The sequence below is a fragment of the Amycolatopsis speibonae genome (genome assembly GCF_042647925.1).
In the GTDB taxonomy this organism is placed as follows: Bacteria; Actinomycetota; Actinomycetes; order Mycobacteriales; family Pseudonocardiaceae; genus Amycolatopsis; species Amycolatopsis speibonae.
Window position 1 is genome coordinate 913 of record NZ_JBHRWK010000116.1, and the last position, 13,398, is coordinate 14,310.

10 protein-coding genes and 3 pseudogenes are annotated in these 13,398 nt (G+C 66.6%); 5 read left to right on the plus strand and 8 right to left on the minus strand.

The features are described from left to right. The 7 genes from ACFOSH_RS42205 to ACFOSH_RS42235 form a co-directional block, all read right to left on the minus strand. Positions 1 to 1,278, minus strand: a complete 1,278-nt coding sequence (locus tag ACFOSH_RS42205) for a cytochrome P450 (RefSeq protein WP_378247123.1) — start codon at positions 1,276 to 1,278, stop codon at positions 1 to 3. Beyond that, positions 1,275 to 2,348 (minus strand): fatty acid desaturase, encoded by a 1,074-nt coding sequence (locus tag ACFOSH_RS42210; RefSeq protein ID WP_378247125.1) that lies wholly within the window; start codon positions 2,346 to 2,348, stop codon positions 1,275 to 1,277. Before ACFOSH_RS42210 ends, ACFOSH_RS42205 begins: the two co-directional genes overlap by 4 nt. Continuing rightward, positions 2,341 to 2,625 (minus strand): acyl carrier protein, encoded by a 285-nt coding sequence (locus ACFOSH_RS42215; protein WP_378247127.1) that lies wholly within the window; start codon positions 2,623 to 2,625, stop codon positions 2,341 to 2,343. Before ACFOSH_RS42215 ends, ACFOSH_RS42210 begins: the two co-directional genes overlap by 8 nt. Positions 2,626 to 2,627: 2 nt before the next feature. Next, a complete protein-coding gene (locus ACFOSH_RS42220) occupies positions 2,628 to 3,569 on the minus strand; it encodes an acyl-CoA desaturase (RefSeq protein ID WP_378247129.1) in 942 nt (313 codons plus the stop codon). Beyond that, complete coding sequence (locus ACFOSH_RS42225) at positions 3,566 to 4,444, minus strand: acyl-CoA desaturase (protein WP_378247131.1); 879 nt, start codon at positions 4,442 to 4,444, stop codon at positions 3,566 to 3,568. Before ACFOSH_RS42225 ends, ACFOSH_RS42220 begins: the two co-directional genes overlap by 4 nt. Then, complete coding sequence (locus ACFOSH_RS42230; protein ID WP_378247133.1) at positions 4,441 to 6,048, minus strand: fatty acyl-AMP ligase; 1,608 nt, start codon at positions 6,046 to 6,048, stop codon at positions 4,441 to 4,443. The genes ACFOSH_RS42225 and ACFOSH_RS42230 overlap by 4 nt, the downstream gene beginning before the upstream one ends. Positions 6,049 to 7,212: 1,164 nt before the next feature. Further along, positions 7,213 to 8,802, minus strand: a complete 1,590-nt coding sequence (locus ACFOSH_RS42235; protein ID WP_378247135.1) for a DHA2 family efflux MFS transporter permease subunit — start codon at positions 8,800 to 8,802, stop codon at positions 7,213 to 7,215. Positions 8,803 to 9,377: 575 nt separating this feature from the next. Here ACFOSH_RS42235 and ACFOSH_RS42240 point away from each other — a divergent pair. The 4 genes and pseudogenes from ACFOSH_RS42240 (at position 9,378) to ACFOSH_RS42255 (ending at position 11,482) form a co-directional block, all read left to right on the plus strand. Further along, positions 9,378 to 9,887 carry a hypothetical protein gene (locus ACFOSH_RS42240; RefSeq protein ID WP_378247137.1) on the plus strand — a complete coding sequence of 170 codons (510 nt, stop codon included), beginning with the start codon at positions 9,378 to 9,380 and terminating at the stop codon, positions 9,885 to 9,887. Between the two features lie 197 nt (positions 9,888 to 10,084). Next, a pseudogene (locus ACFOSH_RS42245) lies at positions 10,085 to 10,465 on the plus strand (AMP-binding protein); the annotation flags it as partial. A gap of 62 nt (positions 10,466 to 10,527) precedes the next feature. Further along, on the plus strand, positions 10,528 to 10,656 hold the full coding sequence (locus tag ACFOSH_RS42250) for a hypothetical protein (RefSeq protein WP_378247141.1): 129 nt from the start codon (positions 10,528 to 10,530) through the stop codon (positions 10,654 to 10,656). Between the two features lie 10 nt (positions 10,657 to 10,666). Next, positions 10,667 to 11,482 (plus strand): SGNH/GDSL hydrolase family protein, encoded by an 816-nt coding sequence (locus ACFOSH_RS42255; protein ID WP_378247139.1) that lies wholly within the window; start codon positions 10,667 to 10,669, stop codon positions 11,480 to 11,482. On the opposite strand, the pseudogene ACFOSH_RS42260 reads toward ACFOSH_RS42255, so the two are convergent. Continuing rightward, positions 11,463 to 12,418 (minus strand): annotated as a pseudogene (locus tag ACFOSH_RS42260) (helix-turn-helix domain-containing protein). The gene ACFOSH_RS42255 and the pseudogene ACFOSH_RS42260 sit on opposite strands and share 20 nt — an antisense overlap. Before the next feature lie 81 nt (positions 12,419 to 12,499). Between ACFOSH_RS42260 and ACFOSH_RS42265 the strand changes: the two are divergent. Then, a pseudogene (locus ACFOSH_RS42265) lies at positions 12,500 to 12,877 on the plus strand (NAD(P)H-binding protein); the annotation flags it as partial. Positions 12,878 to 13,398: the final 521 nt, after the last annotated feature.

Consider the following 13,398-nt stretch of genomic DNA (forward strand, 5'->3'; position numbering starts at 1 on the left):
TTACCACTGGTTCGAGCTGTACTCGCCCGAGTTACGACTCGACTGAACGGCACCCTCACGGTGCCGTTGTGACTTCTTCAGGTCGACCTCCAGCCGCGCGAGACCACGCTGGACCAGTTGATCACGATATCGCGGCTCGCTCACGAGGGACATGCGTGGATAAGTCCCGGTAAGAGTGGCCAGGCCGACCGTGGCTTGGATTCGCGCGAGCTGTGCACCCAGGCAGTAGTGCAAGCCCACCCCGAAGGACAGAGGCCGGTTCGGCGCCCTCCGCGGCTCGAACACCTCCGGCTCGGTGAAGCGAGCCGGATCCCGGTTCGCCGCCGCAAGCAGTACCAGCACTCGGGCACCGGCCTGGACCGGCACGCCGTCGAGGGTGAGATCGGTGCCGGCGATCCGGGTGAGGACCTGGCTGGGAGGATCGAAGCGCAGAACCTCGGTCATGAAGGAATCGATCTCATCGGCTCGGAACCGGCTCGGTTCGGTCAGCGCTGTCCTGATGGCGGCCGCGATCAGGTCGCTGGGGCTTTGCACGCCCGCGATCAAGAACATCACGAGACCGGCCACCAGCTCCTCGGTGGAGATCGTTCCGGTCGCATCCGCCTCCCGCACCATCCTGGTGGTCAGATCGTCGCGCGGGTTCTTGCGCCGGTCGGCCGCAAGGGCGGCCATGTAATCCACGAGCACGTCCATGCCCGAGTCGCCGGTCGCCAGTTCCCGGAGGTCGAAGATCGGCTCGAAGGCGGTGGTCGTGTCCGTGATCACGGAGCGGAGTGCGATCTGGTCCGAAGCCGGGATTCCGTAGAGTTCACCGGTGACGGCGAGCGTGAGACGTGAGCTGAACCCCTCGACCAGATCGACGGAGTCGCCGTCGAGCGTGGCCAGCCGTTCCGCGAGCGCGTTCGCCTTCGCCCTGATCATGGGTTCGAGCCCGCTTATGCTCCGCGGATGGTACGCCCAGCGGGAGAAGCCCTTCAGCCGCTCGTGGTCGTCGCCGTTGCTGAACATCATGATCTTGGTGAAACACTGCCAGGAGGAGTGCTCGATCATCCCGGTCTTGCGATGGGCGGCGGCGTCGGTGACGAGCAGTCCGGGCTCCCGCAAAGCGGCGGCGCACGCGTCGTATCCCAGCACGAAGGCCAGTTTCGGACCGAGTTTGACGACCGGGCCGAGTTCTTTGAGCGCTTCGTAGAGACCGTATGGCTCACGTTTGCCCTCCGGCGTGAAGAGTTTCGCCAGCGCCTCGCTCGGGCCGATTCCGTTGTCCACAGTGGTCACGAGTCCTGCCCCGGCGGTATCGGCCTGCGTTGGAAGTCCTGGTAGAACCCACCCTGTTCGGCATCGTGCAGGTGCAGGTCCTTCAGGATGCGCCAGAAGGCGGCGGGGGTGAACTTGCGCTCGCGGACCATGCCGGGATGTGCCTGTTTCAGGGCTTCCTGGGCTTGGGGGAGACGGTAGAAAGGAATCGCCGGGGCGACATGGTGCGGACTGTGGATCGAGATGTTGTGCGTGAGCACACGCAAGGGCTTGGGATAGGTGTAGTCGGTCGTCATCAGCAGCTTGCCCGCGTTTCGGGTCCAGTGCCGTGAATCGAGGAAGGGCAGGTCGTTCGCGCTGTGATGCATGAGCGTGGTGGCGCTGAACCAGAGATGGGTGGCCAACCAGGGGGCCAGGAACGCGGTGAGCAACGCCCAAGGTCCGGCGACGAGTACCAGCGTGCCCAGGTACACCGTGCCGACGACGAGAGTGAACACGATCGAATGCCGGACCTCACGGCGCATCGAAGCCTTCGGGAAGAAGGTGGGCCGGAAGCCGGAGAGAAGCCAGTAGCGAATCGTGCCTCCCCAGAACGCCCAGGTGCGCGTGCCGGCATAGACGAGTTTGCCCACCGGCGAAAGCTTGTCGTACAGATGCGGCGGCAAGGGGCGCCAGTCGGTGTCGAGCTCTATGTCGTTGGTGTGCGCGTGATGCATGTTGTGCACATGACGCCACGAATGGAACGGATAGAACAGCGGGATCAAGGCGATTCCACCGACGAGCACGTTGAACCGGCGCGAGCGTGAAAACGACCCGTGTCCGCAGTCGTGCGCGATGCAGTGCAGCCCCCAGCCGCCGAGACCGGCTGTGATCCACAGGGGAATCCACAGCGGCCACTGTGGGATGAGCAGGATGCCCGTCACCGATCCGACGTACACGCCGGCGCTGAGCAGAAACCCCAGCAGGCCACGGCCGACCTGCGGCTCGAAGTACTCCTCGGGAATCGAATCGGCGAGTCGTTTTCCTTCCAGGCTGCGCGACTTCTCCAGGAACTCCTCCAGCCCCGGAGTGACCGGACCGGCCTCAGCCATCATCGTCACCACCGTTCATCAGGTGGCCGACGAGTGCGTTGATCGAGTGGTGTTCGTAGAGGATGGCCGGGGAGAGCCTGCGTTCGAGCAGCTTCTCGAGCTTGCCGGAGATCTGCATCCCTGCCCGGGAGTCCATGCCGTAAGACTCGAAGTCCTTGTCCGGATCGATCTCCGGCACCGGCAGGTCGAGGCGTGCGGCGAGCTGTTCGGTCAGCCAGTCGCGAAGATACTCCTCGGTCACCGGCCCGTCGACGATTTTCGTGCGGCGTCGAAACATGCCTATTTCCTTTCGGGTTCCTTGTTCTTCGCCGAATGTTTCGCGATCAACGCCGGGCTTGGCACGCGCAGATCCCAGACGAGGCCCGCCTTTCCCAGCAAGGCGATGATCCAGCCGCTGAGATCGGGCTCCCACCAGCGCACCGCGTGCCGGTATGACCGAGGAAAGGCGTGATGGTTGTTCTGCAGCCCTTCACCGAAGGTCAGGATCGCGACCCACCAGGAGTTCGTGCTGTGGTCGTCGTTGCCGAACGGTCTCCGGCCGAAAGCGTGACAGATGGAGCCGACGGCCCACGACGCCTGATTGGCCGCGAAGACCCGGGCGAAGCCACCGAAAACGAGGCCGGTGAACGCCGTCCACGGCGTTCCTCCCAGGGCGAACCCGAGCAGGGCCGGCAGCAGAAGGCCGAGCAAGACCCAGCAGGGATACAAGCGGTGGTGTGCCACCAGGCGCCGGTCGCGCAGGACGTCCGGAGCGAAGACCGACCACCGGGTCGACTCCTCGCTCAGCATCCAGGGCATGTGGGCGTACCAGAGCCCACGCAAACGCATGCGCCACCCGGTGCCGTGCAGATTCGGTGAGTGCGGATCGCCTTCGTGGTCCGCGAACCGGTGATGACGCCGGTGCGTGGCCACCCAGAACAGCAGTGGGCCCTGTGCCGCCAGGCCGCCGGCCACCATGAGCACGTCCTGCAGCCAGCGGGACGTCTTGAACGAACGGTGGGTGACATGGCGATGCAGCCCGATGGTGACCCCGGCGATGTGGACGCAGTACATACCCGCGAACAGCCAGATGTCCAGCGCCGTGACGTGACCGGTGGCCAGCAGGTACACCGCCACGATGGTGCCCAGCGACGGCAGGATCATGGTCGTCAGGGCCGAGAACCGCTTGATCCGCAGACTGTGCGGGTCCAGCCGGACGACGCCGCGATCGAGGGTCGTCATGATGGCGTTCCTTTCGCCGTGCGGCGCCCGGGATAGCGCACGCCGTGGACGAGACCGGCGCGGTCGAGCAGGCCGATGATCATGCCGGTGGGGTCGATCTGCCAGAAGCTCTGCCGATTGTGTGCCAGCGCGGGCTGGGCATGGTGATTGTTGTGCCAGGACCCGCCGACCGTGATCGTCGCCAGCGGCGCGATGTTGTGACTGTGGTCGCGGGTCCGGTGCGGACGGTCGCCGAAGAGGTGCCCGAAGGAGTTGACCGACCAGGTGACATGGTGGAGGACGAACATCCGCGCGAACCCACCCCACAACAGGCCACCTGCCGCTCCGCGGACGCCACCTTCGAGTACCAGCCCCACCCCCGCGGGCAGCGCGAGTCCGAGCAGGATCCACAGTGGATAGAGCCGGTCGAGCCGGACCACGGTCCGGTCTCGCAGGAGATCCGGGACGAGCCGGTGCCAGCGCCAGGAGTTCGGGTCCACGGTGAACAGCCACCCCATGTGCCCGTGCCATATACCCTTCAGCCGGGCGAGCGGGCCACTGCCGATCGGACGGGGCGAGTGCGGGTCGCCGTCACGGTCGGCGAAGGCATGATGGCGGCGGTGCACGGAGACCCAGAACAGGACGGGCCCCTGCGCGGCCATACCGCCCGCGATCCCGATGAGGGTGGTGAGCACCGGCCCGGCGGAGTAGGACTTGTGCGTGAAGAGCCGGTGCAGCCCACCTTCCACACCGAACGAGGTCACTAGGTACATCACGATGAACAGTGAAACATCGGTGAACGTCGGTCCGTAGTGTGCCGAGAACATCACCGCGGCGGCCGTGCCCAGTGTCGATACGCCGACGGTCGCACAGGCGACGACGTGCGGTGCCCTCATCGAACCCCGTCCAAGTGCCTGCTGCGCGCCGCGAACCGACGCGGTTTCCCGCTCGTCGTACGCGGGATGCCACCGACCGGAACGAACTCGACCGCTTTCGGTCTCACCCCGTGCTCCGACACGACGGCCTTGGTGATCGTGTTCCGGGCTTCGTCCAGTCCCTGGGTGGAACGGCGTTCGACGACGATCACGAGGTCCTCACCGGTCGCGCCGGGGATGCCGAACACCACCGAACGGAACACCGCCGGATGGCAGTTGTTTACGGTCGCCTCGACGTCTTGGGGATGGATGTTGCGCCCGGCGACGATGATCAGGTCGCTGATCCGCCCGGTGACGAACAAGCGGCCGTGGCGGAGATATCCGAGATCGCCGGTGGACAGCGCGTTCGAATCCGGCCCCGCGCCGAAGGTATGTTCCGAAGCGGAAGGGTCACCGAAGTACCCGGCGGCGACGCTCGGCCCACGGACCTGGATCTCCCCGATTTCCCCTTCCGAGCTGAGCCGGCCGGTGCCGGGATCTACGATGAACAGCTCGTGGCCTGCTGCCGGGATACCGCAACCGACGACGTCACCGTCCACCTCGACCTCTTCGCCTTCACGCTTGCCGCTGACGAAGAGGGTCGCTTCGGCGAGGCCGTAGCAAGGGATCAGCGCTGCCGTTGCCAGCCCCTGGGGGCCGAAACGGTCCAAGAACCCTTTCAGGACTTTCGGATGGATCGGCTCGGATCCACAGAACAAGTGCCGCAGCGTGTGCAGTCCGAGATCGGCCACTTCCTCGTCGGCGATGGTGTCCGTGCACAACTCCAGTGCGAACGCCGGCGCCACGGTGATCGTCACTCCGAACTCGCCGATCGCCCGCAGCCATCGTCTCGGGGCCTGCACGAAATGTTCGGGATCCATCATGACCAGCGGCCAGCCACCGTATGCCGCGAAAAGCAGTGTGCCGATCAGCCCCATGTCGTGATAGGGCGGGAGCCAGGTCAGGCCGACACGGCCGGGCTCTTCTCCGATGTGCGAGGTGAGGGCGGCACAGTTGCTTATCAGGTTGGCATGGGTCAGCACGACCCCCTTGGGAGCCGCGGTGGAACCGGAGGTGTACTGCAGCAGGGCGGTCTCGGCCGGAATGAAACCAGGATCATCGCCGGTTTCGGCGTCGCTGATCTCCAGGACGACGAGACCCGCCGGAACGCGAGTGTGATCCTGGCCTTTGTCGACCAGAATCGCCTGAGGGGAACAGTCGCCGATGATGGATGCGAGGCGATCCGTCGCCCGCTTTCCCGACGGTGGAAAGGTGGGCACGACGGTGGACCCCGCGTACATGGTTCCGAACAGTCCCGCCACGTAATCGAGTCCCGGCCGCACCGCGAGCGCGACCCGTGACCCTGCTGGGCACGCGGCGCGAACCTGGTCGGCTACAGCCAGGATCCGATGCCACAGTGACTGCCAGGAAAGGGAAACGGTACTCGCTGACGTGCCGTCGACGAGATGGCGGTACGCCGTCCGGTCGGGGTGCGCGAGTGCCCGGTCGCGAACCATGTCGAGCACCGTGCGCGGACCCGTTCGTGCTTCGGTCGGCTCGAGGTCGGATCCGTGAACGTAGATCATCGAATTACCCGATCCTGCGACTATGATGAACGGCCGATTGTAGGGACGTGCGCCCGGCGACATGAAGAGCCTTTCGGCCAGAGAGCTTGCCTTGACAGGTCCTGGTCCATCGCGGACAAACCAGTCGAGCCGTCGAGTACGGAAAGCCTTTTCCTCAAGCCATTCCGGCATGACAGATCCGGTGACTTACCCGCGAGCGACTCGCCCGGACTCTGCCACGGACGGGCGCGATGTCAGGCGTCGCCCGGCAGAAGGTGGACGTCCCGCAAGCTGTGCGAGGCGTTCGTCAGCGCAGCGAAGTTTTCTTGCCCAACGGCTCGACGAAGTGCCTCTGCAGGCTGATCAGGTGCACCTCTGGACCGCCCCGGCTTTCGTGGAGACGTGGTCCTTTGTCTCATGCTGCTGCCGGGGGGCCACCACCACCACACCGCGAAAGCCCCGGGTTAGCGCCAAGACCACGCGCTTGTGAGCGCTACCACGCCCATCAAGGCAAGTTGGGTGGCCAATCGTACAGTCTCATCTGGATCTGCTTGTAACAGTAAGTAAACCTTGGCGACAATTGAATTCGATCTCTATCCTTGGAAGCTTTGACTTCGACCCTTGCAGACTGTTGAGGTAGGCCACCATTGCTTTTGACCGACTCCCCGGTTTTGGCGGAGCTCGACGGCAGGGACGTCACTCTTTTCCCCGTGAGAATGGGGGAGGTCGTCGTGCTCACTTCTCTGCCCGAGTTCGCTCCGGAGATCGCGGATCGGGGCCCGAGCACCGCGGCGATGCTGGCTCCCGGTGTTGCGGCGTACGGTTTCAACGGTTACTACCGCATGAGGCCATTGTCAGCGGCCTCAGTTCCTCGGGCCGCAAGGCATCCCCAGGTGCACACGGCCTGGCGGGCCTGGCCGTGGCTGCCAACGCTCAATCCGCTGCTCCTCATGGTGCATTCGTCTCCATCAGACCAGTTATGCCTGGTAGTGGACGGTCAGGCGCAACCGGTCACGGATCAGGCGCTGGGTTCGTGGCTGCGGATGCTGCCGGAGCTGCGTACCTCGACGCGGCCACTGGAGGACCCGCTGGTGATCCCAGACTGCGGCTGCCGTATTAGGAGGATCGATCCTGCGGAGTCGCGGACCGGCTACTTTGCTCATCGACGATGTCCCCACGGGCACATCAATCAGGCTTGGTGACTAACGGCTCGACGGGGCGCATCGTTGCGGTGGCGAGGATCCCCAGCAGCAGGATTCCCGTCGGTAGCAGCAGTGCCTGTCTCGAAGCGTCAGCGAGTCCATTGTGGACGATTTGGGTAGTGAGTTCGGTCACCCGTGCGGCGATGTCCGCCGGCAGGCCGGACCCTTGTGTCGTGCCTTCGCCGTCGACCAGGCGACCGGCAGTTGCGGCCGACTTCACGATGTCCGCGACGAAGGGCGCGCGATACTGTGCGGGGAGTGATGCGGCCGCACCGTTCGCCATGTTCGTGATCGATGTGGTGATCTTCGTCTGCAACATCACCCCGACCGCTGCGCTGCCGAACACGCCACCAACCTGGCGGGCCGTGTTGAAGATCCCGGACGCGGTGCCCAGCAGGCGTGGCTCCACCGCGCCCATGGCCAGATTGGTGATGGGTGCGAGGATGAAGCCGAAACCCAGACCGCATACCAGGAACGCGGGCAGCAGTGTCCATGGGTCGGTGGCCGGGCCCGCCTGGAGCGCGACGGCCCCGAGCCCACCCGTCAGTGCGGCAAGACCGAACATCACCAAATACTTGCCGTTCACCTTGTCCGAGGCACGTCCGACGACCGGCCCCAAGACGCTGGCCATCAGGGACATCGGTGCGGTGAGCAGCCCGGCCATGGTGGCTGTCAGGCCGAGCACCGCCTGGAGGTAGAGCACCAACGGCACGATCATTCCGGTCATCGCGAAGCCGACGATCGCCCAGGTGAGCGTGCCCGAGGAAAAGTTCCGGATCCGGAACACGTCCAGCGGCATCAGGGGTTCCCTGCGGTCGCCCCGCTGCCAGAACACGAACCCGACCAGCAAGGCGACGCCGAGGCCGATGATCTCGAACACCGAGACCGGCCCGAACACGGTGCCCCAGTCGTACTGGTGGCCATTTTGGACACCGAAGACGATGAGCAACAACCCTGCGCCAGAAAGTAGAATCCCCACGACGTCGAACGCACGGACGTTCCGCGGCCGCCAGTCCGGCACGAGCAGCCAGGTCAGTACGAGCGCGACACTCCCCAGCGGCACGTTGACGAGGAAGATCCACCCCCAGCCGAGGTGCTCCGACAGCACACCGCCGAGCAACGGCCCCGCGACAGTGCCCAACCCGGCTGTGGCGGCCCACATCCCCATGGCGGGGCCGCGTTCGGCAGGTGGGAACAGGTGGCCGACGAACGCCAGAATCTGCGGGGCCAGCAGCGCGGCGCCGAGCCCCTGCACCGCCCGCGCGACGATCAACGTCTCGACAGTGCCGGACAACCCGCACCACACCGAGGCGACGGTGAACACGGCGAGACCGGCGAGACAGACCCGTCTCGGCCCGAAACGGTCGCCGAGCCGGCTGCCCAACAGCATCAAGACCGCATAGGTGAGCAAGTAGATGCTGATCACCCAGACGATCGCGTTGAGCCCCGTGGACAACTCGCGCAGCATCGACGGCATCGCGATCGGCACGATGGTGGTATCCAGCATGACCATGAAAAAACCCAGACACAGCACGAAAAGCGCTGCCCACGGGCTGACCGGTTTCGTCGTCATGATTCGTGTCCTTGACGATCGGGCGACATGGACTGACCGCTGGGGAAGGCGATCGGAATTCGTCAGGTAGCCGTACCTGACGCTGGTACCCCGGACTGTATGCAGCAGTCACCAAACGGACCGGAATCGGAGCCTGGTCGAAATCGGTATGCCCGCCCCGGTCCGCTGGAGCGGCTTGTCGCAGCAGAACACATGCCACCACATCGGTGACATACAACCAGGGTATTCGGGCAATAATAAACACCAAAGGGACACTCTCGGCCCATGCGGACAGCCGACCGCGAGCCCACATCAGCAATGCTCGCTATTTCTTTATGTTCCAGATCGGTGAACGTGCGACCGGAACGCGAGCGCCGACGGGCGAGGGGTCGGCGCCTTCGGTCGCGGTGGTCTGCCTTCCCAGGACAGGCACGCGGCGTCCAGCATGGGCTGCGACGGCCGAATCTCTAGCACGGCTTGAGCGGGTGGTGTGACGTCGTTCGCCCGTGGTCTGTGACAGCGCTGGCGGGGAGGGCGGGGTTGCTGCCAGCACCGGTGGTCACGGGGCGTCTCGGCCGTCCGGGTAGCGTGCCGCCATGCGCTTCCGTCCGCAGTGGCTGCGCCGTGTGCTGCACCTCCCCTATGTCCCCACGCTCGGGCCCGTGCACCCGGACACGTTCGAGCCGGAGGTCTTCGACGAGGTCCTCTCCGCCGCTGCCGCCGGGGTGATGCTGGCCTTCGACAAGGAAAGCCGCTGGTCGGCGACCGAATCCGAAACGGTGCTGACCGACGAGATCGTGCACCGCCCCGACCTCACGATCATCCCCGCCTTGTCGCGCCGGGGGAAAGCGGTGATCAAGACCTACGTCTACAGCCAGGGACGGCCTGACATCGTGATGCTGCGCGAGGCGACCCGCCGGTGGCGCACGGCGCCCGCGCCGGGCACCTCGTCTGGTTCCACCCCGGTGAGTCCGCCACCACTCCGGAGAGGACGCCGTCCACTACCAGGATCGTGCTCAAGGCCTTCGACGCGTCACCGGAAACCGGTGTCCAAGGCGCCGCGCATTCACTGGTGCGCGACCTGGACGGAACCTCCGCGCCGGTGAGGGCCACGTTCCGGGATTTCGCCGGGCAGCTGCCCGGCACGGGATTCGAATTCCTGCATCGACGCTGGTGCGACGGTCTGGTCGACGGGCCGATCCTCGTCGCCGTGGCGGACGAGCGGATCGTCGGAGCGATCGGACCCCCGGCGACGATGGCCGACCGCCACGGCGCGACGGCGATGCTGCCGCAGTACTTCGGCGTCCTGGCCGACAGCGTGCCGGATCTGGTGCTGGCCGCGCCGGACGCGGGGCAGCCCGCGGAACTCGGGACGCTGCCCCGGATCGACGTCGACCTGGCTGCCTCGGGCACGCCGTGGCGAGGCGCCGAGCCCGATCCGGAGACCCCGGCGTTCGTCATCTACACCTCCGGGACCACCGGCCCGCCGAAGGGGGTCCTGCTGCCGCGACGGGCTGTGACCTCGAACCTCGACGCGCTCGCGGAGATCTGGGACTGGACCGACGCCGACGTCCTCGTGCATGCCCTCCCGCTTTTCCATGTGCACGGCCTGATCCTGGGTGTGGTCGGCCCGTTGCGCCGGGGAGGTTCGCTGCATCACCTCGGGCGGTTCAGCAGCGAAGCCGCCGGCTCTGGCTCACCCCGGACGCCTACTTCTCCGTCATCGCACCGGAACTGGCGGCGGGGATCCTCAAACGGGACGCTGAAGAGATCCCCGCGCTCGCCGGGGAACTGAAGCCACGTCCCGAAGATCTGCTCGCCCTCGGTGTCATCGACGGCATCGCGGGATCGGAATCGGTCACCTTCGTGAGATAAGGGGTTAGACATGGTCAAGCGGATAGTCACCGCGGTGGTCGCCGCGGTCGCTCTTCTGACCGCGCCAGCCACTCAAGCGGACGAAGCCACCCGCTACGTCGCCATGGGGAGTTCTTTCGCGGCGGGACCGGGCCTCCCGCCGCGACAGCCCGGAACACCGGCGGCGTGCGGACGTTCGACGAAGAACTACGCGAGCCTCGTCGCCACGAAACGCGGGCTCGCCCTCACCGACGTCACCTGCAGCGGTGCCACCACCGCGAACATCCTCACGACCGGACAGGCCGGGCAGCCACCGCAGATCGAGGCGGTCACCCCGGACACGCGGCTCGTGACGGTCACCATCGGCGGCAACGACGTCGGCTACGTCAGCAGCCTCTTCGCCTACGGCTGCCAGAACACCGGCGGCGCGAACTGCGGTCAGGTCGACCGGAACGCCATGCGGGCGGCACTCACCACGGTGCACGAGAAGATCGGCGCCGTCATCGCGGCGGTCCGTCAGCGCGCGCCCCGGGCCCGGATACTGGTCGTCGACTATCTGACGATCGTGCCGCGCACGCCGTCCGCCTGTGACGGGGTGCCGCTCACCCCGGAGCAACTGGCCTTCGAACGCGAAGTCGCGGACCGGTTGGCGGCCGCGACCCGGCGAGCGGCCCGCGCCGGGCGGGCGACCCTGATCCCGGCCGCCGCGGTGAGCGCGCACCACGACGCCTGTGCCGCCGTACCGTGGACGGAGCGGCACGCGACCGCGCCGGGCCGCGTTCCCTACCACCCGAACGAGGCCGGGATGTCGGCCGTCGCGGACCTGGTCACGGCGCGGATCCGCTAGTCGTCCGAGCCCGGAAGGTGCGGCGGTAGCTGTCCGGCGGCACACCGACGATCTGGTTGAAATGCCGCCTCAAGGTCGCAGCGGTGCCCATGCCGGTGGTTCCGCGATCATGTCGACGCTGTCGCCGATCCGCTCCAGAAGTTCCTGCGCGCGGCGGATGCGCTGGGTCAGCAGCCAGCACAGCGGCGTCGTCCCCGTCACCGACCGGAAGTGCCGTGCCAGGTTGCGGGAACTCATGTTGGCGCGGCGGGCGAGATTTCTCGACGGTCAGCGGCGAGTCCAGCCGTTCGGTCACCCAGGGGAGCAGACCGCCGAGGGGGTGATCGTCCTGGTCGGGCACCGGCGCGGTGACGAACTCGGCCTGCCCGCCCGCGCGATGCGGTGGGACGTCCAGCCGGCGGGCGATGGTGTTCGCGATCGCCGAACCGTGGTCGGAGCGGAACGGACGAGATGTAGGCACAGGTCCATCGCCGCGGCCTTGCCCGCCGAGGTGAGCACGCTGCCGTTGTCGACGTAGAGGACGTCCGGATCGACCTCCACCAAGGGATGTCGGGCGGCGAGGACGTCGGTGTGCGCCCAGTGCGTCGTCGCGCGGCGGCCGTCGAGAATACCGGCGGCGGCCAGCACGAACGCGCCCGTGCAGAGGGACGCCACCCGCGCGTCGGCTTCGTGGGCGGCGCGTACCACGTCGACGTCGGCCCACCCGGGAACGATGACGGTGTCGGCGCGCGCGAGATAGTCGAGCCCGTGGTCCGGTTCGAGGAGGAACCGGCCGACCTTGACCGCAGCCGGACCGCAGACGGTGAGTTCGTACCAGGAGCCGGTGAATCCCGGCAGGCCCGTACCGAAGACCTCGTGGGCGATGGACAGCTCGAAGTGCAGCATCCCGTCCGTGGCGGCGAGGGCGACGGTACTCATGTCCGAAAGTGTACGCATGATGGTGTTCCGGACACTGTCGGCGGGCGTACTCGGCCGACAGGATGGTCCGCAGTGGATCAGTCGAGGGCAGGAGAACCGATGGGTACGGGATACGACGTCGCGGTGTTCGGGGCTTACGGGCACACCGGGCGGTTCGTGGTGGCGGAGTTGCGCGAGTGCGGAATCGGCGTGCTGGCCGTGGGCCGCGACGAAGCCCAACTTCGTGACCTGCCTTGGCCCGGCCTCGAAATCCGGCAGGCCTCGGTCCACGACCCGGCCTCGCTCGACCGCGCGCTCGAGGGCGCGGACGCGGTGATCAACGCCGCCGGGCCGTTCGCCGACACCGCCGCTCCGGTGATCGAAGCGGCACTGCGGGCGGGCTTGCCGTATCTGGACGTGGCCGCGGAGCTCGAAGCGAACATCGACACGTTCGCCCGGTTCGGCGATCGTGCCGGGGGAGCGGCGGACCCGCCGTCCGCGGACACCGCGCCAGGTGTCGCGGTGCCGACGGCCTCGGTCAGGTCGACACCGTGCTCGGCGGCCAACCGCCGCAGGTTGGCCAGGTCGGCGGCGTGCGCCTGGGCCTGGTAGTCGTCGCCGGCATCGGCGGCGCGGCGCACCGCCTCCCGCGCCTGTGCCGCTCGCGTTCGCAGACCGGCCACGAAAACACCCACTGATCCTCCCCTGACTGTCTCCACAATCTTGCTTGAAAATGCGGTGGGCCCCGGCCGGTCGGCAGGGGCATTCTGTGCAAAACCCTGCCGGTGAAGTCGTGGAGGAAGTGCTGGCGGGATTGGCCGTCCAGATTTCGATGTGGCGTATCGGGGACCTGGACGAGGTCGCGCGTGCCGCTCTTTCCTGGCGTTCGACGCGACCTGCGCCACCGGCGCCGAGCTAGATGATTGATTCCGTGAAGATCACGTGAAGGAGGCCGGTGTGATGGCCGGGAGGAGGGTGTCCAAGATCAAACCGTGACGAAAGAACTGAACACCCTCCTG